The 21749-nt window shown below is 63.8% G+C and carries 22 protein-coding genes; 17 read left to right on the forward strand and 5 right to left on the reverse strand.

From position 1 onward, the window contains the following. Nucleotides 1-12: 12 nt before the first annotated feature. Nucleotides 13-804, reverse strand: coding sequence for a molybdenum-dependent transcriptional regulator (modE, locus tag BHU62_RS04570; protein ID WP_073529390.1), 792 nt, complete (start codon nucleotides 802-804; stop codon nucleotides 13-15). A 188-nt stretch (nucleotides 805-992) separates the two neighbouring features. On the opposite strand from modE, the gene BHU62_RS04575 reads away from it, so the two are divergent. The 9 genes from BHU62_RS04575 to modC all read left to right on the forward strand — a co-directional run bounded on the left by BHU62_RS04575 (nucleotide 993) and on the right by modC (nucleotide 9713). After that, complete coding sequence (locus BHU62_RS04575; RefSeq protein ID WP_073529391.1) at nucleotides 993-3152, forward strand: TonB-dependent receptor; 2160 nt, start codon at nucleotides 993-995, stop codon at nucleotides 3150-3152. Nucleotides 3153-3156: 4 nt separating this feature from the next. Continuing rightward, complete coding sequence (locus tag BHU62_RS04580) at nucleotides 3157-4152, forward strand: ABC transporter substrate-binding protein (RefSeq protein ID WP_236720635.1); 996 nt, start codon at nucleotides 3157-3159, stop codon at nucleotides 4150-4152. A 1-nt stretch (nucleotide 4153) separates the two neighbouring features. Then, nucleotides 4154-4909: a class I SAM-dependent methyltransferase gene (locus tag BHU62_RS04585; protein WP_073529393.1), complete on the forward strand. Its 756-nt coding sequence runs from the start codon at nucleotides 4154-4156 to the stop codon at nucleotides 4907-4909. A 1-nt stretch (nucleotide 4910) separates the two neighbouring features. Continuing rightward, nucleotides 4911-5936, forward strand: coding sequence for a FecCD family ABC transporter permease (locus tag BHU62_RS04590; protein ID WP_073529395.1), 1026 nt, complete (start codon nucleotides 4911-4913; stop codon nucleotides 5934-5936). Then, nucleotides 5933-6721 carry an ABC transporter ATP-binding protein gene (locus BHU62_RS04595; protein WP_073529397.1) on the forward strand — a complete coding sequence of 263 codons (789 nt, stop codon included), beginning with the start codon at nucleotides 5933-5935 and terminating at the stop codon, nucleotides 6719-6721. The genes BHU62_RS04590 and BHU62_RS04595 overlap by 4 nt, the downstream gene beginning before the upstream one ends. A gap of 156 nt (nucleotides 6722-6877) precedes the next feature. Further along, the gene (locus BHU62_RS04600; RefSeq protein WP_073529399.1) at nucleotides 6878-7027 is read left to right on the forward strand and encodes an AcrZ family multidrug efflux pump-associated protein; all 150 of its coding nucleotides are present in this window, start codon (nucleotides 6878-6880) and stop codon (nucleotides 7025-7027) included. Between the two features lie 158 nt (nucleotides 7028-7185). Next, complete coding sequence (modA, locus tag BHU62_RS04605) at nucleotides 7186-7959, forward strand: molybdate ABC transporter substrate-binding protein (protein ID WP_073529401.1); 774 nt, start codon at nucleotides 7186-7188, stop codon at nucleotides 7957-7959. Then, on the forward strand, nucleotides 7956-8645 hold the full coding sequence (gene modB / locus BHU62_RS04610; RefSeq protein WP_073529404.1) for a molybdate ABC transporter permease subunit: 690 nt from the start codon (nucleotides 7956-7958) through the stop codon (nucleotides 8643-8645). The genes modA and modB overlap by 4 nt, the downstream gene beginning before the upstream one ends. Next, the gene (gene modC, locus BHU62_RS04615) at nucleotides 8646-9713 is read left to right on the forward strand and encodes a molybdenum ABC transporter ATP-binding protein ModC (RefSeq protein WP_073529407.1); all 1068 of its coding nucleotides are present in this window, start codon (nucleotides 8646-8648) and stop codon (nucleotides 9711-9713) included. It abuts the gene before it with no gap. 31 nt (nucleotides 9714-9744) lie between these two features. Here the strand turns inward: modC and BHU62_RS04620 are convergent, their stop codons facing one another. Further along, nucleotides 9745-10563 (reverse strand): pyridoxal phosphatase, encoded by an 819-nt coding sequence (locus BHU62_RS04620; protein WP_073529408.1) that lies wholly within the window; start codon nucleotides 10561-10563, stop codon nucleotides 9745-9747. Between the two features lie 178 nt (nucleotides 10564-10741). Here BHU62_RS04620 and pgl point away from each other — a divergent pair, with 178 nt between their 5' ends. Further along, nucleotides 10742-11737: a 6-phosphogluconolactonase gene (gene pgl, locus BHU62_RS04625; RefSeq protein WP_073529409.1), complete on the forward strand. Its 996-nt coding sequence runs from the start codon at nucleotides 10742-10744 to the stop codon at nucleotides 11735-11737. Between the two features lie 65 nt (nucleotides 11738-11802). On the opposite strand, the gene BHU62_RS04630 is transcribed toward pgl, so the two are convergent. After that, nucleotides 11803-12285: a kinase inhibitor gene (locus BHU62_RS04630; RefSeq protein WP_073529410.1), complete on the reverse strand. Its 483-nt coding sequence runs from the start codon at nucleotides 12283-12285 to the stop codon at nucleotides 11803-11805. A gap of 157 nt (nucleotides 12286-12442) precedes the next feature. Here BHU62_RS04630 and BHU62_RS04635 point away from each other — a divergent pair, with 157 nt between their 5' ends. Beyond that, nucleotides 12443-12844 carry a YkvA family protein gene (locus tag BHU62_RS04635; RefSeq protein ID WP_073529411.1) on the forward strand — a complete coding sequence of 134 codons (402 nt, stop codon included), beginning with the start codon at nucleotides 12443-12445 and terminating at the stop codon, nucleotides 12842-12844. Nucleotides 12845-12847: 3 nt separating this feature from the next. On the opposite strand, the gene bioA is transcribed toward BHU62_RS04635, so the two are convergent. Then, the gene (gene bioA, locus BHU62_RS04640; RefSeq protein ID WP_073529412.1) at nucleotides 12848-14122 is read right to left on the reverse strand and encodes an adenosylmethionine--8-amino-7-oxononanoate transaminase; all 1275 of its coding nucleotides are present in this window, start codon (nucleotides 14120-14122) and stop codon (nucleotides 12848-12850) included. 88 nt (nucleotides 14123-14210) lie between these two features. Between bioA and bioB the strand changes: the two genes are divergently transcribed. From bioB to bioD, 4 genes are read left to right on the forward strand one after another with little or no spacing between them, the layout of a single operon-like run. Further along, nucleotides 14211-15248, forward strand: a complete 1038-nt coding sequence (gene bioB / locus BHU62_RS04645) for a biotin synthase BioB (RefSeq protein WP_073529651.1) — start codon at nucleotides 14211-14213, stop codon at nucleotides 15246-15248. Next, on the forward strand, nucleotides 15248-16399 hold the full coding sequence (bioF, locus tag BHU62_RS04650; protein ID WP_073529413.1) for an 8-amino-7-oxononanoate synthase: 1152 nt from the start codon (nucleotides 15248-15250) through the stop codon (nucleotides 16397-16399). The genes bioB and bioF overlap by 1 nt, the downstream gene beginning before the upstream one ends. Then, a complete protein-coding gene (gene bioC, locus BHU62_RS04655; RefSeq protein ID WP_073529414.1) occupies nucleotides 16383-17150 on the forward strand; it encodes a malonyl-ACP O-methyltransferase BioC in 768 nt (255 codons plus the stop codon). The genes bioF and bioC overlap by 17 nt, the downstream gene beginning before the upstream one ends. Beyond that, complete coding sequence (gene bioD / locus BHU62_RS04660; RefSeq protein ID WP_073529415.1) at nucleotides 17143-17817, forward strand: dethiobiotin synthase; 675 nt, start codon at nucleotides 17143-17145, stop codon at nucleotides 17815-17817. Before bioC ends, bioD begins: the two co-directional genes overlap by 8 nt. A 17-nt stretch (nucleotides 17818-17834) precedes the next feature. On the opposite strand, the gene BHU62_RS04665 is transcribed toward bioD, so the two are convergent. Further along, nucleotides 17835-18563: an ATP-binding cassette domain-containing protein gene (locus tag BHU62_RS04665; RefSeq protein WP_073529416.1), complete on the reverse strand. Its 729-nt coding sequence runs from the start codon at nucleotides 18561-18563 to the stop codon at nucleotides 17835-17837. Nucleotides 18564-19002: 439 nt separating this feature from the next. Here BHU62_RS04665 and BHU62_RS25505 point away from each other — a divergent pair, with 439 nt between their 5' ends. Both BHU62_RS25505 and uvrB read left to right on the forward strand, forming a co-directional pair. Further along, complete coding sequence (locus BHU62_RS25505; protein WP_265341096.1) at nucleotides 19003-19137, forward strand: hypothetical protein; 135 nt, start codon at nucleotides 19003-19005, stop codon at nucleotides 19135-19137. A 530-nt stretch (nucleotides 19138-19667) separates the two neighbouring features. After that, nucleotides 19668-21680 carry an excinuclease ABC subunit UvrB gene (gene uvrB, locus BHU62_RS04670; RefSeq protein WP_073529417.1) on the forward strand — a complete coding sequence of 671 codons (2013 nt, stop codon included), beginning with the start codon at nucleotides 19668-19670 and terminating at the stop codon, nucleotides 21678-21680. The last annotated feature ends 69 nt before the right edge of the window (nucleotides 21681-21749 follow it).

Raw genomic sequence — 21749 nt, forward strand, 5'->3', positions numbered from 1 at the left:
GTCACGTTGCGCTTAACACAACGTGGCGACAATCACGTGATCGGCGTTGAACAGGGCGTGTACGGCAGTGCCGACGCTTAATTGCAGACGCTGCAACTCCGCCGTCGTCAGGGTGGCACACAGGGTTTCGCCGCCCGCCAGCGTCACCAGCACCTCGCTGTGTTCGGCGCCCGGCTGAATGCCGGCCACCACGCCCGCTAGCGCGTTATCTGCGCCGGCGTTATCCGCCGCATCGACACTTAACCGCACCCAGGGCGCTTTGATCAGCGCCAGTACCTCTTTGCCGGGCGTCAGCTGCAGCCGGTCGGCGCTTTGCTGGGTGATGGCCGCCGTCAGGCGAGTACCGCCGTCGTTCAACAAGATCGCCAGATGCTGTTGCACCTGCTGATGATCGCGTTCGATCACGGTGCCGAAAAACTGATTGCGGGCGCTGGTTTGCAGCGAGAAGCGCGAGATGGCCGCCAGCAGGCTGTCGAGCGGCAGGTCGTCTTGCTGCAATACGTCGAAGGCCTTTTGCTGCACCTGGCCCAGCAGGTCATACAGCTGTATCAACCGCTGGCCATAGTGCGTCAGCTGCGCACCGCCGCCGCCTTTACCGCCGGTGGCGCGTTCCACCACCGTTTGTTCCGCCAGCTGGTTCATTTCATTGATGGCGTCCCAGGCGCTTTTATAGCTGATGCCCGCCAGTTTGGCGCCCTGGCTGATGGAGCCGGTGTGCTGTACCTGTTTCAGCAGTGCGATGCGGCGCGGATCGGCGAACAGCTTTTGCTGGAGTTTAAGAGTCAGAAGAATTTCGGCCTGCATAGCACATCCTGTCGGCGGCAAAAATCTTATTGTCGCCGATTTGGCGGCAAAGCGCCAAACGCAGTGCGGTGGAAAGCGTGGGTAATAAAGACTGGCACTGTATTATTGTTATAATATAACATAACATAAAAACGATAAGCTTTACGCCGGTTGCGGCCGATTTTTATTTCACCACAGGGATGCTCCACATGAGTACGACACGCCGGCGTCTTCGCACGCCCAGACAATCTTTATGCCTTGCCGCCTGGGTCGGCGGCGCACTGACGGCGCCGCTGGCCATCGCTGCCGACTGCGATAAAGCCCGCAATGCCACGGGGTGCGAAGAACAGCTCACCGTGGAGGCGGCGGCCCCCGCCGGGCGCTACGATGCGTTGAGCGCCGTGAGCCGCAGCGCTTCGCAGCTCGGGCTGACCGCTCGGGAGACGCCGCGCAGCGTCGATATCATCAGCGCAAGAGCGATCCAACAGCGGGGCGATCGCTCGCTGGCCGCCGCCGTTGAGCGCGCCACCGGTCTGTCCGGCGTCGCTTCGCCAACGTTGTCCAACAACTTTTCCGCGCGCGGTTTCCGGCCGATCGCCTGGCTGTACAACGGCGTGGAGATGCCCGGCAGCACGCTGCAGCTGGGCGATCCTTCTCATTACGACAGCGTCGAGGTGCTGCGCGGGCCGGGATCGGCATTGAACGGGCTGAGCGCCGCGGGTGGCAGCGTCAACCTGATCTCGCGGCGGCCGACCTTCAGCCGCCAGCCGTTCGAGCTCGATTATGGCTTCGGCAGCTACCGCAGCCAGCGCCTGCATCTGGGGGCCGGCGGCGCGCTGGTGGATGACGCGGTGGCGTACCGGTTGGACGTCAGCGGCAACGACAGCGGCAGCAACGTGCAGTATGAACGCGATCGGCAGAAGCGGGTTTCCGGCTCGCTGCTGTTTAAACTGACGGACGATGCGCTGCTGACGCTGAGCCTGGATCGCATGCTCAACCGCACCAACAACCCTTACTATGGCACGCCGCTGCTGGACGGGCGCATTGCCGGCGAGCTGCGCGACATCAATTACAATAACCTCACCGACAGCCGCATCCAGAGCAACGCCACGGCATTTCAGGCCAGTCTGGACTGGTTTATGACGCCCGACGTGGAGTGGCATAACCAATTCTATTACTACAGCGGCTTTCGCGAATGGCGCAACGTCGAGCGTTTCCGCGTCACGGCGGCGGCCCGGCCCGGCGACGTCAACCGCGACTCCTTCGGCGCCTTGGCACACGACGACGATCTGATCGGCAACCGCAGTTCGCTGGTGTTCGACCGCGCCGTCGCCGGGTTCGATAACCGGTTGCTGGTCGGCCTCGATTTGAGCAAGCGGCATTTTCAGTATTACTCCAACGGTTTCCCCGGCTCCGAAGACGTGCCGCTCGGGGCGCCGCCCAGAGAGCCGTTCGCCCAGGGCACCGACCGCCAGCGTGCGCCGGTACGCCACGTCACCCAGAACCAGTACGCCGCCTTTCTCGAAGATCGTTTCAGCCTGACCGAGCGTTTAGCGTTGCTGGGCCAGCTGCGCTACAACCACATGAATATGGACTGGCGCTTCCAGGGGCCGCAGGCAGAGAGCCGCGCGCGCACCTACGTTTTCAGCACCTGGAGCCTGGGCCCCAGCTATGCGCTGACCGACGACCTCACGATCTACGCCAACTACACCACCGGCCAGGAGCCGGGCAACGATTTGTTCTTCCTCAGCCCAACGCAGACCGATCTGCCGCTGACGCGAGCGCGCCAGTGGGAGGCCGGCGCCAAAGGGCAGTTCTGGGAGGATAAAGGCGAGGTGACGCTGGCGCTGTACGAACTGCGCAAAGACAACCTGTTTGTGCCCGACGCGCAGCGGCCGGATGCGTTGAGTGCGGTAGGCAGGCAGACGTCGCGCGGCATCGAGCTTGGCGTGGTGCTGCGTCCCGACGAGCGCTGGGAGCTGGCCGGCAACGCCGCCTACACGCATGCCCGCTACGACGACTATCGCGGCGGCAGCCCGCTGCGCAGCTACAACGGCAATCGCCCGGCCTATATCCCGGACTGGGCCGCCAACCTCAGCGTGCATTATCAGGCGACGGAGCGCCTGGGGCTGGTTTCTTCGCTGCGTTACGTCGGCAGCAGTTACAACGACGACGCCAACCGCCGCAAGATGCGCGCGTACACCACGCTCGATCTGGCGGCGGACTATCAGCTGACGCCGATCGTCGATGTCGGTTTTCGCATTCGCAACGCCACCAACCAGCTGTACGCCTATCAGCGCACCTACCCGGACCAGGCGCTGATCGCGCCGCCGCGCAGCTATGAAACCTTCGTGTCGGTCAGGTTCTGACGGCGTGAAACGCTGGCTTGGCCTGCTGTTGTGCGCCCTGGGATTGGGCGGAGGCGTGCCGCTGCGTGCCGATGCCGTCAGCCTGCAAAATTGCGGGGTAACGCGCGATTACCCGCAGCCGCCGCAGCGGGTGCTGGTTTACGCCAATCCGGCATTGGAAAACCTGTTGGCGCTGGGGCTGGCCGGCCGCGCGATCGGCGTGGTCGGGTATGACCGCGCGCGCGATCCCGCGCCGACGGCGCCGGCCGATGCGCTGCGGGTACCGACCAGCCCAGCGCCACCCTCGGCGGAAGCGTTGCTGCTGATGCGGCCGGATTTTGTCTATTCGGCCAGCTATTACTGGCTGCACAGCCCGGAAACGCCCGATCAGGCGCGGCTGGCGGCATGGGGCATCGGCAGCTACCTCTCTCCCGGCGCCTGCAGCGGCCAGCAAAGCGCGATCGCCGCCGCGCTGACGTTCGAAGACATTTTCACCGAGCTGCGGGAGCTGGCGCGTATTTTCAACGTCGGCCGCGCCGGTGAAGTGCTGGTCGAACGGTTGCGCGGGCAGCTGAGGGCGCTTGAGGCGCAGCGCGCGCCGCTGCCGCATTGGCGTCTGCTGTGGTGGTATGCCGGTACGCAGACGCCTTATGTGGCGGGCTGCTGCGGCGCCCCGGGCTTGCTGAGCCGCAGCGTCGGCAGCGCGAACCTGTTCGGCGATCGGCCCGAGCTGTGGCCGACGGTGTCCTGGGAAACCATCGCCGCCCGCGATCCGGATGCGATCGTGCTCGGCGATCTGCCGCGCGGCGGCCTCGGCGACAGCGCGGCGGACAAGATCGCCTTTCTGGAACATCACCCGCTGACCGCGACGCTGCGCGCCGTGCGTCAGCGGCGCTACGTGATCCTCCCCGGTTATGACATGGACCCTTCCGCCCGCACCGTGGCGGCGCTGGGCCGTTTGATTCGGGGCCTGCAGGATTTGCCGCCGCAGGCTCCGACTTTTTCCAACAAGGAACCTTGATATGACTGCCGTTTCATTCTCTTCGCTGCTGGACTCCTGGGATCGCCAGCAGGCGGCCTACATCGCCGAGCGGGAAGCGCGTTTTAACGCCCAGCTGGAGGTGCTGGCGCTCGCCGCCGGCCAGGATTTTCACGTGGTGGATCTGGCCTGTGGCCCAGGTTCGCTGAGCCTGCGCATTTTGCAGCGCTTTCCGCAGGCCAGGGTGACCGCCATCGATCTCGATCCGCTGCTGCTGGCGGTGGCGCGCGGCGCGCTGGCGGAGTACGGCGATCGGATCCGCATTCTGCAGGCCGATCTGGCTGATCCCGCCTGTTTTTCCGCGCTGTCGGGCCCCGCGCCGCAGGCGGCGGTCTCCAGCACGGCGCTGCACTGGTTGATGCCGGAGCAGCAGCTGGCGCTGTACCGCAACGTCGCCAGGCTGTTGGCCGATGGTGGCGTGTTCCTGAACGCCGATCATCAGCGTTATGACCACCGCCAGCCGCGGTTGAAAGCGTTGGCCGAGCGGCACGACGAGCAAACCCAGCAGCGCGCCTGGGCAAACGGCGTCGAGGATTGGGATCGCTGGTTCGCGGGCGCGCTGCAATCGCCGGCGCTGGCCGCTTATCAGGCCGAGCGTGAAGCGCTGTTCGCCGGCCGCTCGGTGCCGCCGCCGACGCCGCTGGATTTCCAGCTCGCGGCCCTCAGACAGGCCGGTTTCAGCGAGGCGGGGACGGTGTGGCAGCTGTTGGACGACTATGTGATCGCAGGCTGGAAATAGCATGAACCGGCGGTTACTGCCCGACCGTGAGGCCGGCTGGCTGCTGTTGCTGGCGGCGGCGCTGCCGCTGGCCCTGCTGGCGGCCACTCTGTCGGGGCCTGCGCCGATCGCGTGGCATGAAGCCTGGCGCATCGTATTTGGCGTCAGCGGCGGCGAAGCGCCCGATGCCGAGGTATATCAGCGCATCATCTGGTCGCTGCGCATACCGCGCGCGTTGCTGGCGGCACTGGCCGGCGCCGGGCTGGCGCTGGCGGGCACCGTGCTGCAGTCGCTGACCCGCAACCCGCTGGCCGATCCCTGGGTGCTGGGGATCTCCTCCGGCGCCGGCGTGGGGGCGGTAACGGTGTTGGTACTGGGGCTGGGCGGCGGTCTGCTGTCGGTGTCCGGCGGGGCATTTCTCGGCGCGCTGGGGGCGTTTGCGTTGGTGATGCTGCTGGCCGGGCGTTCGCTGCAGGGGGAGTCCACGCTGTTTATTCTGGCCGGGGTGGCGGTGACGCAGCTGCTCTCTGCGCTGACTTCGCTGATCACCCTGTGGCAGGCGGACGCCAACGTTACGCGCGGCGTGATGTTCTGGCTGCTGGGTTCGTTCAGCGACGCGCGCTGGCCGCAGGTCTGGCTGTGCGGGTTGGCGCTGGCGGCGGTGCTGCTGCTTTGCTGGCTGCGGGCGGGTGAGCTGGACGCGCTGGCGTTCGGCGGTGTGACCGCCGCTTCGCTGGGGGTGGCGGTGGCTCCGCTGAAGCTGTTGCTGTATGTGGCGACCACCGCGCTGACGGCGGCGATCGTCGCGTTCAGCGGCGCGGTGGGATTTATCGGGCTGACGGTGCCGCACGTCGCCCGGCGGCTGGTCGGCTCGCGGCATCGGCTGCTGTTGCCGGCCAGCGCGCTGTGCGGCGCCCTGTTCGCCGTGGCGGCGGACACGCTGGCCAGAACGCTGTTTGCCCCGCGCGAGCTGCCGGTAGGCGTGTTGACCGCATTGTTGGGTGTGCCGGTATTCCTGCTGTTGCTGTATCGGAAGGTCAATGCATGACGGTTGAAAAAACGCGATCCGGCTTGTGCGCCGAGGCGGTGAGCTGGCAGGCGGGAGCGCGCACGGTGCTGGAAAATCTCAGTATCTGTGCCTTGCCCGGCGAGATCACCGGCGTGCTCGGCGTCAACGGCAGCGGCAAATCCACGTTGCTCAAGCTGCTGGCCGGGCTGCAGCCCGCTGACGGCGGCCGCGTATGGTTGGAAGGGCGCGAGATCGCCGCATTTTCCGGGCGGGAGCGCGCCAGGCGCATCGCCTTTCTCGAACAATCCGCCCCCGGCGCCTTCGCGCTGCCGGTAAAGGAGGCGGTGTTGCTGGGGCGCCTGGCCCATGTCGGCCGTTGGCGCGGATTCGCTGCCGAGGATCGCCGCATCGCCGGGCAGGCGATGGAGCAAGTGGGCATCAGCCACCTGGCCGATCGCGATTGGCAGCGGCTGTCCGGCGGCGAACAGCAGCGGGTGCATCTGGCGCGCGCGCTGGCGCAGCAAACGCCGTGGCTGCTGCTGGACGAGCCCGCCAATCATCTGGATATCGCCCATCAGCAGCAGTTTATGGCCTTGCTGCGGCGGCTGAAACTCAGCGTGGTGGTGACACTGCACGATCTGAATCTGGCGGCCTGTTATTGCGATCGGGTGGCGCTGTTGCAGCGGGGCGCGGTTTATGCGACGGGGGCGCCGCGGCAGGCGCTGACGCCGGAGAACATTCGCGCGGTGTACGGGCTGGAGGCCAGGCTGGCTGCGCCCGCCGGCTATGCGCCGCCGCTGATTTACTATCCCGTTCAGGATTAAGGCCAGCGAGCCGGGGCATCAAAGGGCACGTTTGGCCGAATACAAATTCGCCCCGCTGACTAAAATAACCCCGGTTTTACCCGTTCTTTTGGGTTAGAATAACCCTTATGCGGTGAAAGGCATTTGCCGCTCATTGGGCAGTTAAGCGAGGCTATCATGTTGGAATTATTGAAAAGTCTGTTGTTTGCCGTGGTGATGGTGCCGATCGTTATGGCGATCATTCTCGGTCTGATTTACGGTTTTGGCGAAATATTCAACGTTTTCTCCAAAGTGGGTCGTTCGAAAGAAAATCGTACTCAGCACTAACCGTTCCCCATCCCGATACCCGTCGGCATCGCCCGGCGGGCATTCCTCAAGTTATCTCACGCTTTGCCGATAAACCGCATGACAAGCTTTCGCGCAACGTTATATTATTTTTTATATAACGAAGAGTGATAATGCACGTTAACTTGCGGAGAAAAACAATGAAACAGCAATGGACCAAATGGGTTGGCGGGATCGTGTTGGCGTCGGGTCTGGTGGCTCAGGCCTCGGCGGCGGAGAAGATCACCGTGTTTGCCGCCGCGTCGCTGACCAACGCGCTGCAGGACATCGCCACCCAGTATCAAAAAGGCAAGGACGTGCAGGTGGTGTCCTCCTTCGCATCGTCCTCGACGTTGGCGCGCCAAATTGAGCAGGGCGCCCCGGCCGATCTGTTTATCTCCGCCGATCAACAGTGGATGGATTACGCCATCGACAAGCAGCAGATGGTAAAAGATACCCGCTACACGCTGTTGGGCAACGAACTGGTGCTGATCGCCGCCAAGAGCGATAAGCAAGATAAGATCGCCATCGACAAACAGACCGACTGGGCCAAACTGCTGAACGGCGGCCGCCTGGCGGTGGGCGATCCGGATCACGTGCCGGCCGGCATCTACGCCAAAGAAGCGCTGGAGCACCTGGGTGCCTGGAGCGCGCTGGAACCGAAACTGGCGCGCGCCAACAACGTGCGCAGCGCCATGGCGTTGGTGGAGCGTGGTGAAGCGCCGCTCGGCATCGTCTACGGCTCCGATGCGGTCGCCAGCGACAAGGTGAAAGTGGTGGGCGTATTCCCGGAAGACAGCCACAAACCGGTTGAATATCCGATGGCAATTGTGAAAGATCGCCAAAATCCGACGGTCAGCGCTTTCTATACCTATCTGAAGGGCCCGGAAGCGGCCGCTATTTTCGAACATTATGGATTCACCCCGCGTAAATGATTCTGAGTGAGTACGAGTGGCAGGCGGTTGAGCTGAGCCTGAAAGTATCCGGTTTGGCGGTGGCTTGCAGTCTGCCGTTCGGCATTCTGATGGCTTGGGTGCTGGTGCGTTGTCGCTTTCCCGGCAAGGCGCTGCTGGACGGCATTATCCACCTGCCGCTGGTGCTGCCGCCGGTGGTGGTCGGCTATTTGCTGCTGATCGCTATGGGGCGGCGCGGCGCGATCGGCGAGTGGCTGTACGACTGGTTCGGGTTCAGCTTCAGCTTTAGCTGGCGCGGTGCCGCGCTGGCATCGGCGGTGGTGGCGTTTCCGCTGATGGTGCGCGCCATTCGGCTGGCGCTGGAGGCGGTGGATACCCGACTGGAGCAGGCGGCGCGCACGCTGGGCGCTAACCCGTGGCGGGTGTTTTTCACCATTACGCTGCCGCTGTCGCTGCCCGGCGTCATTGTCGGCGTGGTGCTGGCCTTCGCCCGCTCGCTGGGGGAGTTCGGCGCCACCATCACCTTCGTCTCCAACATTCCCGGTGAAACCCGCACCATTCCGCTGGCGATGTATACGCTGATCGAAACGCCGGGGGCGGAAGCCGCCGCCGCGCGCCTGTGCGCGATCGCCATCGTGCTGTCGCTGGCTTCGCTGATGATGTCCGAATGGCTGGCCCGCTGGGGCCGCAAACGGATGGGGGTGTAAATGCTGGAGCTGGATTTCTCGCAGCAGCTGGGCGATCTCAATCTCAACGTCCGCGCCGATTTGCCGGCGCAGGGCATCACCGCGATTTTCGGCCTGTCCGGCGCGGGCAAAACCTCCCTGATCAACGCCATCGGCGGTCTGACTCACCTGCAGCAAGGGCGCATCGCGCTCAACGGCCGCCCGCTGGTGGATACCGCCACCGGCCTGTGCCTGCCGCCGGAAAAGCGTCGCATCGGCTATGTGTTCCAGGATGCGCGCCTGTTCCCGCACTATCGGGTGCGCGGCAACCTGCAGTACGGCATGGCGGCCGGCATGCGCGCGCAGTTCAACACCATCGTCGAGCTGCTGGGCATCGGGCCGCTGCTCAATCGGCTGCCGTTGACGCTGTCCGGCGGTGAAAAACAGCGGGTGGCGATCGGCCGCGCGCTGTTGACTGCGCCGGAACTGTTGCTGATGGACGAACCGCTGGCCTCGCTCGATCTGCCGCGCAAGCGCGAGCTGCTGCCGTATCTGGAGCGGCTGGCGCAGGACGTTAACATCCCCATTCTCTACGTCAGCCACAGCCTGGACGAGATCCTGCGCCTGGCCGAACAGGTGATGGTGCTGGATCGCGGCGAGGTGCGCGCTTTCGGCGGGTTGGAGGACGTTTGGGCCAGCAGCGCACTGCGGCCGTGGCTGCAACGTGAAGATCAGAGCAGCGTGCTGCGCGTCAGCGTGATCGAGCATCATCAACGTTATGCCATGACCGCGCTGGCGCTCGGCGATCAGCGGTTGTGGGTCAGCGGCATCGACGCCGAACTGGGCACACAACTGCGTATTCGCATCAACGCCGCCGACGTCTCGCTGGTGCTGCAGCCACCGGTCAACAGCAGCATTCGCAACGTGTTGCCGGCCAAGGTGAGCGAGTGTCTGGAGGTGGACGGGCAGGTGGAAGTGAAGCTGGCGGTCGGGGAACACGTGCTGTGGGCGCGGATTACGCCCTGGGCGCGCGACGAATTGGCGATCCGCCCCGGGCAGTGGCTATACGCACAGGTGAAAAGCGTGTCGATCAGCCGCGAGAGCCGCTAAGGCAGGCCCTCCCGACGGGAGGGCGAAAAGACTACAGCACGCGGGTGCGGATCACCTCGGCGATGCCCGGCTGCAGGTTATCGGCGATCACCAGATCGGCGCGTTCCTTGATCGCGTCATCGGCGTTGCCCATCGCCACCCCCAGCCCGACCGCTTCCAGCATGCTGATGTCGTTGTAGTTGTCGCCGAACGCCACCACCTGATCCATGCTCAGCCCCTGCGACTCCACCCATTGGCGCAGGCGTTTGCCTTTGCTGTTGCCGCCTTTGGCGATATCCACCTGATCGTGCCAGGACCATTCGCACGCCAACCCCAGCTCTTTCTCCACCGTGTCGGCAAACTCGCGCAGCATCGGAGTATCGGCGTGCGAGGTGGCGAATTTCCAGATCGCCTGCGCGTCGTCGGCCGCCTGCGCCAGGCTGCCGACCTGCAGCAGCGTCGGGCGCTGCGCCGCCGGCAGGGTTTCGGCCCAGGCCAGCGAGCGGGTCACGTGGCCGCTCGGCTCCTGATATAGCATGGCGTCGTCGACGTACATCAGCCCGTGAATGTCGGTCTGTTTGAGCATCTGCAGCACCTGCTTGGCCTGATCTTTTGCCAGCGGATCGGCGGCCAGCACCTTTTTCTGCTGAAAATCATACAGGTAGGTGCCATTGCAGCAGATGGCCGGGGTGTCTATTTGCAATGCCTGGTAGAACGGATGGATGGCGACGTGGTGACGGCCGGTGACCACCACCACCTGGATGCCGGCGGCGCGCGCCTGGGCCAGCGCTTCCAGCGACTGCGGTAAGATGCGTTTTTGGTTGTCCAGCAGGGTGCCGTCAAGATCGAGGGCGATGACGCGGTAGCTCATAGGGTTCTCGTTATCGTTAGCCATAAAATTAATCCGATGGTACACCGGATAGCCAATGGAGAAAACCGCGTGAGCTTCCGGTGCTAAGCAGGGTTGCCATGCGACGGATGTGCGGTAAGCTAGGGATAATCGAACGGCCTGAAACCGGTTCCTCTTTTACCCTTTGCAAGGAGAACACATGAAGCAAATCGTTTATGTCGCCAGCCCGGAGAGCCAGCAGATCCACGTCTGGCAGTTGAGCGACGCCGGCGCGCTGGCGCTGCTGCAAACCGTTGACGTACCGGGCCAGGTGCAGCCGATGACCCTTCATCCGGACAAGACCCACCTGTACGTCGGTGTGCGTCCGGCGTTCGGCGTCGTCAGCTACCGCATCGAGGCGGACGGCACGTTGCAGCAGGCAGGCATGGCGCCGCTGCCGGGTAGCCCGACCCATATCTCCACCGACTTGCAGGGGCGTTACCTGTTCTGCGCCTCCTACAGCGGCAACTGCGCCAGCGTCAGCCCGATCGGCCACGACGGCGTAGTGACGGCGCCTATTCAGCAGATCGACGGCCTGACCGCGCCGCACTCGGCGAACATCGATCCGACCAACCAGCTGGTGTTGGTGCCGTGCCTGAAAGAAGACCGCATCCGCCTGTTCAACCTGAGCCTGGCCGGCCAGTTGACGCCGCACGCGCAGGACGCGGTGGCGACCGCCGCCGGCGCCGGCCCGCGTCATATGGCGTTCCACCACAACCACAAGTTCGCCTACTGCGTCAATGAACTGGACGGCACGGTGGACGTGCTGGCCATCTCGGAAAACGGCGGCAAGTACACCGTGACGCAGACGCTGGACATCATGCCGGCCGACTTCGACGGCACCCGCTGGGCGGCGGACATTCATATCACGCCGAACGGCCGCTTCCTGTACACCAGCGATCGCACCGCCAGCATTCTGACCATCTTCAGCGTTTCCGAAGACGGCGGCACGCTGAGCGTGGTCGGCCATCACCCGACCGAAGCGCAGCCGCGCGGTTTCAACATCGATCACAGCGGCCGCTTCGTGATTTCGTCCGGCCAGAAATCCGATCACATCGCGGTGCATGAGATTGACCAGCGCAGCGGCGAGTTGACCACGCTGGCGCGTTATCCGGTGGGCAAAGGCCCGATGTGGGTGAGCGTCTTGGCGAAGTAATTCGGCAGCCTGGCAAATAGGGGAAGCGCGGTTCGGTTGAGCCGCGCTTTTTATTGGTGGGGGAATCAGTTGAACGTCACCGTCAGCGTGGCGCTGCCGAGGCTGTGGAAATGGACGTTAAAGCCCACCAGCGCGCCGCTGGAACCCTCGTCCACCTCGATGCTTTCCACGTCCAGCGCATGTACGGTGAACTGGTAGCGGTGGCTTTCGCCCTGCGGCGGCGCCGCACCGCCGTAGCCGGCCGAGCCGAAGTCGGTGCGGGTCTGCAGCGCGCCGGCGGGCAGTGGGGCTTTGCCGGAGCCTGCGCCCTGCGGCAGCTCGCGCACATCGGCGGGAATATTGGCCACGATCCAGTGCCACCAGCCGGAGCCGGTCGGGGCATCGGGATCGTAAACGGCGATCACGAAGCTCTTGGTGCCGGCCGGCACGCCGTCCCAGGCCAGGTGGGGCGAGAGGTTATCGCCGTGGTAGCCCATGCCGTTGAAGACCTGCTGCTGCGGCAGCTTGCCGCCGTCCTGCAGACTGTTGCTGTACAAACGAAAAGCCATAGTGACTCCCAGTTGTCGGTAAATGCTGAACCCTTAAGCTAGATCTTTTTGGCGGGGTAATACAAGCGGCATTGCCATTCGCCAACGGCGGCGCGGATCGGTTACCATGGCGGCATCTTCCTCCCTACAGACTGCCGGATAGCCAAACGACGCCACCATGATTTCACTGAAAAAACGCACGCCGTGGTTCGGCTGGCTGCGCCGTTGGGCCAAAAGCATCAAGCGCGATATTTACGCGCTGTGGCTGGCCGCCCGCGATCGGCGCACCCCGTGGTACGCCAAACTGATCGCGCTGCTGGTGGCCGGCTATGCGATCTCGCCGATCGATCTGATCCCTGACTTCATTCCGGTGCTGGGCTATCTGGACGACGTGATCATCGTGCCGCTGGGCATCATGCTGGCGGTGCGCCTGATCCCCAAACCGCTGATGGCCGAGCTGCGCGAGGAGGCGCAAAAGCGCGTCGACAACCCCACCGGCCGCATGGCGGCGGTGACGATCATTGTGCTGTGGCTGCTGTGTCTGGGGCTGCTGGCCCGTTATCTGGACCAGCATTGGTAAGGTTCAGCGCGCGGCGGCGGCCACGGCGGCCGTCAGGCGGCTGAGCTGCTCAGCTTCGATGATGTAAGGCGGCATCAGGTAAATCAGTTTGCCAAACGGCCGGATCCACACCCCGCGCTCGACAAACCCGCGCTGCAGCTCGGCGACATCCACCGGCTCGCGCATCTCCACCACCCCAATCGCACCCAGCACCCGCACGTCCGCCACCTTCGGCAGCGCCGCCAACGGCAGCAGTTCCCGCTTCAGCTGAGCTTCGATGGCGCTCACCTGCGCCTGCCAGCGGTTTTCCGCCAGCAGCGCCAGGCTGGCGTCCGCCACCGCGCAGGCCAGCGGGTTGCCCATAAAGGTCGGCCCGTGCATAAAGCAGCCGGCCGCGCCGTTGCTGATGGTCTCCGCCACGTGGCGGGTGGTCAGGGTGGCGGAAAGGGTCATGTAACCGCCGGTCAGCGCTTTGCCCAGGCAGAGAATGTCCGGCACCACCTGCGCGTGCTCGCAGGCGAATAGTTTGCCGGTACGGCCGAAGCCGGTGGCGATCTCGTCGGCGATCAACAGCACCTGATGGCGATCGCACAGCTCGCGCACCCGCTTGAGGTAGGTCGGGTGGTAGATGCGCATGCCGCCGGCGCCTTGCACCACCGGCTCCAGGATCACCGCCGCCACGTCACCGGCGTGCTGTTCCAGCAGCACGGCGAATGGCGCGATGTCCTCTTCGCGCCATTCGTCGTCGAAGCGGCACTGCGGCGCGGTGGCGAACAGGTGCGGCGCCAGATAGCCCTGATAGAGGCTGTGCATCGAGTTGTCCGGATCGCAGACCGACATCGCGCCGAAGGTATCGCCGTGATAGCCGTGGCGCAGCGTCAGGATGCGCTGCCGCCGCTCGCCGCGCGCCTGCCAGTACTGCAGCGCCATCTTCAGCGACACTTCCACCGCCACCGAACCGGAATCCGCCAGGAACACGCACTGCAGCGCTTCCGGCGTCATCTCCACTAACCGACGGCACAGCGAGATGGCGGCCGGATGGGTGATGCCGCCGAACATCACGTGCGACATCTTCTCCAATTGCCGGCTGGCAGCCTGATTCAGGTGCGGGTGGTTGTAACCGTGAATCGCTGCCCACCAGGAGGACATGCCGTCCACCAAACGCCGGCCATCCGCCAGCTGCAGCTCGACGCCGCTGGCCGACGCGATCGGGTAACAGGGTAACGGGCGGCTCATGGAGGTGTAGGGGTGCCAGATATGACGTTGGTCAAATGCCAGGTCGGAAGCGGTGACAGACATGCTTGTAAACCAAATTGAATTAAGATTGGTTGACAGTATATCCACAATATTTAAACTGGCGACACTTTTTCGTTTTGGAGACGCCATGATGGCCGACCGCATTCACTGGACAGTAGGGCAAGCCCAGGCCCTGTTTGATAAACCGTTGCTTGAACTGCTGTTCGAAGCGCAAACCGTACACCGCCAGCACTTCGACCCGCGTCAGGTGCAGGTCAGCACGCTGCTGTCGATCAAGACCGGCGCCTGCCCGGAAGACTGCAAATACTGCCCGCAAAGTTCGCGCTACAAGACCGGTCTGGAGTCGGAGCGGTTGATGCAGGTCGAGCAGGTGCTGGAATCGGCGCGCAAGGCCAAGGCGAACGGCTCGACCCGTTTTTGCATGGGCGCGGCGTGGAAGAACCCGCACGAGCGCGATATGCCTTATCTGCAGCAGATGGTGCAGGGCGTGAAAGCGATGGGCATGGAAACCTGCATGACGCTGGGCACGCTGGACGGCACTCAGGCCGAGCGGCTGGCGGAGGCCGGGCTGGATTACTACAACCATAACCTCGACACCTCGCCGGAATTCTACGGCAACATCATCACCACCCGCAGCTATCAGGAGCGCCTGGATACGCTCGATAAAGTGCGCGATGCCGGCATCAAAGTGTGCTCCGGCGGCATCGTCGGGCTGGGGGAAACGGTGCGCGACCGCGCCGGGCTGCTGGTGCAGCTGGCCAATCTGCCGAAGCCGCCGGAGAGCGTGCCGATCAACATGCTGGTGAAGGTGAAAGGCACGCCGCTGGCGGATAACGACGATGTCGAACCGTTCGATTTTATCCGCACCATCGCGGTAGCGCGCATCATGATGCCGTCCTCTTATGTCCGTCTCTCCGCCGGCCGTGAACAGATGAACGAACAGACCCAGGCGATGTGCTTTATGGCCGGTGCCAATTCAATCTTCTACGGCTGCAAGCTGCTGACCACGCCGAACCCGGAAGAAGACAAAGACCTGCAGCTGTTCCGCAAGCTGGGGCTGAACCCGCAGCAGACCGCCACCGAACACGGCGACAACCAGCAACAGCAGGTGCTGGCTAAGCAGCTGCTGAACGCCGATACCGCCGAGTTTTACAACGCGGCGCTGTGATGAGCTGGCCACAACGCATCGAGCAGGCGCTGGCAGAGCGGCGCCTGAACGCCGCCTACCGTCGGCGGCAAACCACCGAGGGCGGCAATGGCCGCCAGATTCGGCTCGACGATCGTCTTTACCTGAACTTCTCCGGCAACGACTACCTGGGGTTGAGCCAGGATGCGCGGGTGATCGCCGCCTGGCAGCAGGGCGCGCAGCGTTACGGCGTCGGCAGCGGCGGTTCGGGCCACGTCACCGGTTTTTGCGCAGCGCATCAGGCGCTGGAGGAGCAATTGGCGGCGTGGCTCGGCTACCCGCGCGCGCTGCTGTTCATCTCCGGTTACGCCGCCAACCAGGCGGTACTGGCGGCACTGATGCAGAAGGGCGACCGTATTTTGGCCGATCGCCTCAGCCACGCCTCGCTGCTGGAGGCGGCGGCGCAATCGCCGGCCGAGCTGCGCCGCTTCCAGCACAATCAGCCGCAGGCGCTGGCGGATCTGCTGGCCAAACCTTGCGATGGGCAGCGGCTGGCGGTGACCGAAGGGGTATTCAGCATGGACGGCGACAGCGCGCCGCTGGCGGAGCTGCACCGTTTAACCCGTGCGGCGGGTGCCTGGCTGATGGTGGACGATGCCCACGGCGTCGGCGTGCGCGGTGAGCAAGGCCGCGGCAGCTGCTGGCAGCAGGGCGTGCGCCCTGAACTGCTGGTGGCGACCTTCGGCAAGGCGTTCGGCGTCAGCGGCGCGGCGGTATTGTGCGATGACGCGACCGCCGAGTACCTGCTGCAGTTCGCCCGCCATCTGATTTACAGCACCGCGATGCCGCCGGCGCAGGCCTGCGCGCTGCAGGCGGCGCTGGCCTGCATTCGAGAGGGCGATGAACTGCGCAGCCGGCTGCAGGACAACATCCGCCGTTTCCGCCAGGGCGCGGCGCCGCTGGCGCTGACTCTGACGGACTCCGACACCGCCATCCAGCCGCTGCTGGTGGGTGACAATCAACGCGCGCTCGATCTGGCGGCCAGCCTGCGAGAGCGCGGGCTGTGGGTGAGTGCCATCCGCCCACCGACGGTACCGCCGGGCGGTGCGCGGCTGCGCATCACCCTGACGGCGGCGCATCAGCCGCAGGACATCGATCGCCTGCTGGAGGTATTGCATGACGTTAGCCAATGACACGGTGAACAAACAGGCGGTCGCCTCGGCCTTCAGCCGTGCCGCCGGCAGCTACGATGCCGCTGCCGAGTTGCAGCGTGACGTTGGCGAGCGCTTACTGGAGATGGGAAGTGCCCAGCCGGGCGAACGGCTGCTGGACGCCGGCTGCGGCACCGGCTATTTCAGCCGCCTGTGGCGGGAGCGCGGCATGCAGGTAACCGCGCTCGATCTGGCGCCGGGTATGCTGGACGTCGCCCGCCAACGCCAGGCGGCACATCATTATTTGCTGGGTGATATTGAACAGGTACCGCTGCCCGATGCGGCGATGGACATCTGTTTCAGCAGCCTGGTGGTGCAGTGGTGCAGCGATCTGCCCGCCGCGCTGGCGGAGCTGTACCGCGTGACCCGCCCCGGCGGCGTGATCCTGTTTTCCACGCTGGCGGCGGGATCGCTGCAGGAATTGGGGGACGCCTGGCAGCAGGTGGATGGCGAGCGCCACGTGAACGCTTTCCTGCCGCTGGCGCAGATCCGCGCCGCCTGTGCTGACTATCGACACGCGCTGGTCACGGAGTTGCGTACCCTGAACTACCCGGACGTGATGACGCTGATGCGTTCGCTCAAAGGCATCGGGGCCACGCATCTGCATCAGGGGCGCGAGGGCGGCCTGATGTCGCGCGGCCGTCTCGCCGCGTTGCAAGCGGCTTACCCGTGCCGGCAGGGGCAGTTCCCGCTCAGCTATCATCTGGCTTATGGAGTGATTTATCGTGATTAAACGTTGGTTCGTGACCGGCACCGACACCGAAGTGGGGAAAACCGTCGCCAGCAGCGCCCTGCTGCAGGCCGCCAACCGGGCGGGCTACCGCAGCGCCGGTTATAAGCCGGTGGCTTCCGGCAGCGAAATGACCGCCGAGGGGCTGCGCAACGGCGACGCGCTGGCGCTGCAGGCCAACAGCGGCGTGGCGCTGCGTTACGACGAAGTGAACCCTTACGTTTTTGCCGAACCGACCTCGCCGCATATCGTCAGCGCCGATGAAGGCCGGCCGATCGACGCGGCGCGGCTGTCCGATGGCCTGCGCAGGCTGGAGCAGCGCGCCGACTGGGTGTTGGTCGAGGGCGCCGGCGGGTGGTTTACCCCACTATCGGCACAGTACACCTTCGCCGACTGGGTGCAGCAGGAGCAGTTGCCGGTGATCCTGGTGGTAGGCATCAAACTGGGCTGCATCAACCACGCGGTGCTGACGGCGCAGGCGGTAAAACAGGCGGGGCTGACGTTGGCCGGTTGGATCGCCAACGACGTGGTGGCTCCGGGGCGGCGGCATCAGGAATACCTGGCCACGCTGCGCCGCATGTTGCCGGCGCCGCTGCTGGGTGAAATTCCGCACCTGCCGCAGGCCGAGCAGGCGCCGTTGGGGCAGTATCTGGATATCAGCCTGCTGTAAACTCTCAATGAGGGGGCTCACCCCTCATCTTCCTTCTGTCCCACCAGCCCGGCGCCGATCAGCGCCTCATCCAGCTGCGCCAGCGCGCCGTGCGCCACAGTGCGCCCGCTATCCAACAGGCAGAAGCGGTCCGCCACCCGGCGCACGAACGCTAACTGATGCTCCACCAGTAAAATGGTCATGCCCAGCTCGCGGTTGAGCCGGCGGATCACATTGCCGATGTCGGCGGCAATCGAGGGCGGCACGCCCGCCGTCGGTTCGTCGAGGATCAGCAGCGTCGGTTCCTGCGCCAGCGCCCGACCGATCGCCAACTGGCGTTGGGCGCCCACGCACAGATCGCCGGCGCGGCGCGCGCGCATCTGGCGCAGATGGGGAAACAGGCTGTAGATCAGCGGCGGAATGCGGCGAGGGGCGCCGCGCCCGGCCATTTGCGCCACCTGCAGATTTTCCTCCACGCTCAGCTGCGAGAAGAGTTGCCACCCCTGGGGCACGTGGCTGATGCCCAGCGCGGCGCGGCGCTCCATCGGCTGCAACAGCAGGTTTTGCGGCGGCCGATCCACCGGCTGCCAGGTCATGCTGCCGCTCACGACCGGCACATGCCCCATGATGCAGTTGACCAGCGTGGTTTTGCCCACACCGTTGCGCCCAAGCAGCACGGTGCACTGGCCGCGCGGCAGCTCCAGGTTGATGTCCCACAGGGTGTGGTTCTGCCCGTAAAATTGATTGACCGATCTCAGGCTCAGCATTTGGCATTCTCCTCATAGACGTCCGTGCCACTCGTTGGCGGGGGACTGCAAAGGCCGCGTTGGCGGTTGATTTCCCGAGTGTGGCAATGTCTGGAATAAAATGCCGTCTGTCCGATAAACCTGGGCAAGATCTGCGGTGGACGGAATGACGGTCAATATGTCGTTAAAAACGACGCTTATGACGACTTGGTGTCGTTCTTGCGCTTTTGCGAACGATAGCGCGGCGGCCGTTGACCGCTGCGAGGCAGCGCATGATGCCGCCGCGCTTCGTTTACGCGCAGGAAGATAAAGCAACTCCCAGGCCAGGTTTACCGCCAGGCGAAAACGGGGCTTGTTATCGCCGTGTTAACCGGCCGTCAGGCCTGACGCATTCTGCCGCGGCGGCCCGAAAATACGCGGGGAGGTTAACCAGGACGTTTTTTGCACTCTTGTGGTGCTCTTGGGCAAGGTACTGGTGCAAGGCGTTGCGCCGCCGTCAAGGGCGATCCGCGTTAAAGGGGGCAATGCGATTTTGGCAATGGGGATTTTTAGTATTAATCGGCATAAACAAAGCGATATTTTTATGAAAAAATAACTAAAAAAGACGTTTTGGCGAGTGTAAAGGGCGAAAAGCTTTCTTTCTGTAACTCCCGCCACGGGCGGGGCGGTGAGAGTTATCCACTATTCCTGTGGATAACCTTGTGTATTAGATTTAGAAAAACGCCGTAAAGCGAGAGCGGACGCGGGTTCTGTTCGCTTTGTCCGCATTCTCGTCTTTTTATTAAAGTTAATAATTATCAATAGTTTAATTAAAATCAAGACGCAAGGGCATTGTTCAGGTCTCTATGTATGATTTTTCGCCGCGGTGCTATCAATAAGTTAATTCGCGGCAAGTTCTGGGGATAAATCTGTTATTGACAATAAAAATGTCACCCGGCTGTAACGGCACGGTGCAACGGCGCCGCCGTGGCGCAGGGCGCGGCGACGAATCCGCTTGAAGCTGGTTTTATATCCAGTATCATGAGCACTGGCGCAAATCGCCGACACTTTCCATAATGAGGGGCCATGTCCGGCGCGAGCCGAATGGCCGCCTGAGCGCGCGCATCTCCACAGGGTAGCCGAGCAATGAGTAAACTTTTCAAACTGCATTCAGAGTTCAAACCGGCCGGCGATCAGCCGGAAGCCATCCGCAAGCTGGAAGAGGGGCTGGAAGACGGCCTGGCGCACCAGACGCTGCTGGGGGTGACCGGTTCGGGCAAGACGTTCACCATCGCCAACGTGATAGCCGATCTGAATCGGCCGACCATGGTGCTGGCGCCGAACAAAACGTTGGCGGCGCAGCTGTATGGCGAGATGAAAGAGTTCTTTCCGGAGAATGCGGTGGAGTACTTCGTTTCTTACTACGATTACTACCAGCCGGAAGCCTATGTGCCCAGCTCCGACACTTTCATTGAAAAAGACGCCTCGGTGAACGAACACATCGAGCAGATGCGCCTTTCCGCCACCAAGGCGTTGCTGGAACGGCGCGACGTGGTGGTGGTGGCGTCGGTGTCGGCGATCTACGGCCTGGGCGATCCGGACCTTTACCTGAAGATGATGCTGCACCTGACCCAGGGGATGATCATCGATCAGCGTTCTATTTTGCGCCGGCTGGCGGAGCTGCAGTATTCCCGCAACGATCAGGCCTTCCAGCGCGCCACCTTCCGCGTGCGCGGCGAGGTGATCGACATCTTCCCGGCGGAGTCGGACGAGCTGGCGCTGCGCGTCGAGCTGTTCGACGACGAAGTGGAGCGGCTGTCGCTGTTCGATCCGCTGACCGGGCAGATCGAGCAGGTGGTGCCGCGCTTTACCATCTACCCGAAATCGCACTATGTGACGCCGCGCGAGCGGATCATGCAGGCGATGGAGGAGATCAAGGTCGATCTGGCGGACCGCCGCAAGGTGCTGTTGGCCAACAGCAAACTGCTGGAAGAGCAGCGCCTGACGCAGCGCACCCAGTTCGATCTGGAGATGATGAACGAGCTGGGTTACTGCTCGGGCATCGAAAACTACTCGCGCTACCTGTCCGGGCGCGCCGAGGGCGAGCCGCCGCCGACGCTGTTCGATTACCTGCCGGCGGACGGCCTGCTGGTGGTGGACGAATCCCACGTCACCATTCCGCAGATCGGCGCGATGTTCAAGGGCGACCGCGCGCGCAAGGAAACGCTGGTGGAGTACGGCTTCCGCCTGCCGTCGGCGCTGGACAACCGCCCCTTGCGCTTCGAAGAGTTCGAGGCGCTGGCGCCGCAGACCATCTATGTCTCCGCGACGCCGGGCAAATATGAGCTGGAGAAATCCGGCGGCGATCTGGTCGATCAGGTGGTGCGCCCGACCGGGTTGCTGGATCCGATCGTGGAGGTGCGGCCGGTCGCCACCCAGGTGGACGATCTGCTCTCCGAGATCCGCAAACGTGCGGCGATCAACGAGCGCGTGCTGGTGACCACCCTGACCAAACGCATGGCGGAAGATCTGACCGAATACCTGGAAGAGCATGGCGAACGCGTGCGCTACCTGCACTCGGACATCGATACCGTGGAACGGGTCGAAATCATCCGTGACCTGCGTCTGGGCGAGTTCGACGTGCTGGTGGGCATCAACCTGCTGCGTGAGGGGCTCGACATGCCTGAGGTCTCGCTGGTGGCGATTCTGGACGCCGATAAGGAAGGCTTCCTGCGTTCCGAGCGTTCGCTGATCCAGACCATTGGCCGCGCGGCGCGTAACCTGAACGGCAAGGCGATCCTGTACGGCGATCGCATCACCGATTCGATGGCCAAGGCGATCGGCGAAACCGAGCGGCGCCGCGCCAAGCAGCAGGCGTACAACGAAGCCAACGGCATCGTGCCGCAGGGGCTGAACAAGAAGATCGGCGATATTTTGCAAATCGGCCAGCCGGTCAACCGCGCCAAGAGCAAAGGCAAGGGCAAGGCGGTGGACAGCGGCGCTCAGCTTCAGAACCTTACGCCGAAAGCGCTGGATCAGAAAATCCGCGATCTGGAGGCACAGATGTACACCCATGCGCAGAACCTGGAATTTGAGCAGGCGGCTGCGCTGCGCGACGAGATCCACCAGCTGCGCGAGCAGTTCATCGCGATTTCCTGACCGTTGGATGGCGCCTGCGTTGCGGGCGTCGAAATTCCTTGTCGGCCGCGCCAAAGCTGTTAAGGTGTG

Source organism: Serratia marcescens, assembly GCF_001902635.1.
In the GTDB taxonomy this organism is placed as follows: Bacteria; Pseudomonadota; Gammaproteobacteria; order Enterobacterales; family Enterobacteriaceae; genus Serratia; species Serratia marcescens_F.

Excerpts from the sequence above, each read along its gene's own strand:
- BHU62_RS04600 (WP_073529399.1), top strand. The coding sequence starts at position 6,878 with ATGTTGGAATTATTGAAAAGTCTGTTGTTTGCCGTGGTGATGGTGCCG.
- BHU62_RS04595 (WP_073529397.1), top strand. The coding sequence starts at position 5,933 with ATGACGGTTGAAAAAACGCGATCCGGCTTGTGCGCCGAGGCGGTGAGC.
- BHU62_RS04665 (WP_073529416.1), bottom strand. The coding sequence starts at position 18,563 with ATGCTGAGCCTGAGATCGGTCAATCAATTTTACGGGCAGAACCACACC.
- BHU62_RS04630 (WP_073529410.1), bottom strand. The coding sequence starts at position 12,285 with ATGGCTTTTCGTTTGTACAGCAACAGTCTGCAGGACGGCGGCAAGCTG.
- BHU62_RS04590 (WP_073529395.1), top strand. The coding sequence starts at position 4,911 with ATGAACCGGCGGTTACTGCCCGACCGTGAGGCCGGCTGGCTGCTGTTG.
- bioA (WP_073529412.1), bottom strand. The coding sequence starts at position 14,122 with ATGTCTGTCACCGCTTCCGACCTGGCATTTGACCAACGTCATATCTGG.
- pgl (WP_073529409.1), top strand. The coding sequence starts at position 10,742 with ATGAAGCAAATCGTTTATGTCGCCAGCCCGGAGAGCCAGCAGATCCAC.
- modB (WP_073529404.1), top strand. The coding sequence starts at position 7,956 with ATGATTCTGAGTGAGTACGAGTGGCAGGCGGTTGAGCTGAGCCTGAAA.
- modC (WP_073529407.1), top strand. The coding sequence starts at position 8,646 with ATGCTGGAGCTGGATTTCTCGCAGCAGCTGGGCGATCTCAATCTCAAC.
- BHU62_RS04620 (WP_073529408.1), bottom strand. The coding sequence starts at position 10,563 with ATGAGCTACCGCGTCATCGCCCTCGATCTTGACGGCACCCTGCTGGAC.
- BHU62_RS04635 (WP_073529411.1), top strand. The coding sequence starts at position 12,443 with ATGATTTCACTGAAAAAACGCACGCCGTGGTTCGGCTGGCTGCGCCGT.
- modE (WP_073529390.1), bottom strand. The coding sequence starts at position 804 with ATGCAGGCCGAAATTCTTCTGACTCTTAAACTCCAGCAAAAGCTGTTC.
- uvrB (WP_073529417.1), top strand. The coding sequence starts at position 19,668 with ATGAGTAAACTTTTCAAACTGCATTCAGAGTTCAAACCGGCCGGCGAT.
- bioB (WP_073529651.1), top strand. The coding sequence starts at position 14,211 with ATGGCCGACCGCATTCACTGGACAGTAGGGCAAGCCCAGGCCCTGTTT.
- bioC (WP_073529414.1), top strand. The coding sequence starts at position 16,383 with ATGACGTTAGCCAATGACACGGTGAACAAACAGGCGGTCGCCTCGGCC.
- BHU62_RS04585 (WP_073529393.1), top strand. The coding sequence starts at position 4,154 with ATGACTGCCGTTTCATTCTCTTCGCTGCTGGACTCCTGGGATCGCCAG.
- BHU62_RS04575 (WP_073529391.1), top strand. The coding sequence starts at position 993 with ATGAGTACGACACGCCGGCGTCTTCGCACGCCCAGACAATCTTTATGC.
- modA (WP_073529401.1), top strand. The coding sequence starts at position 7,186 with ATGAAACAGCAATGGACCAAATGGGTTGGCGGGATCGTGTTGGCGTCG.
- bioF (WP_073529413.1), top strand. The coding sequence starts at position 15,248 with ATGAGCTGGCCACAACGCATCGAGCAGGCGCTGGCAGAGCGGCGCCTG.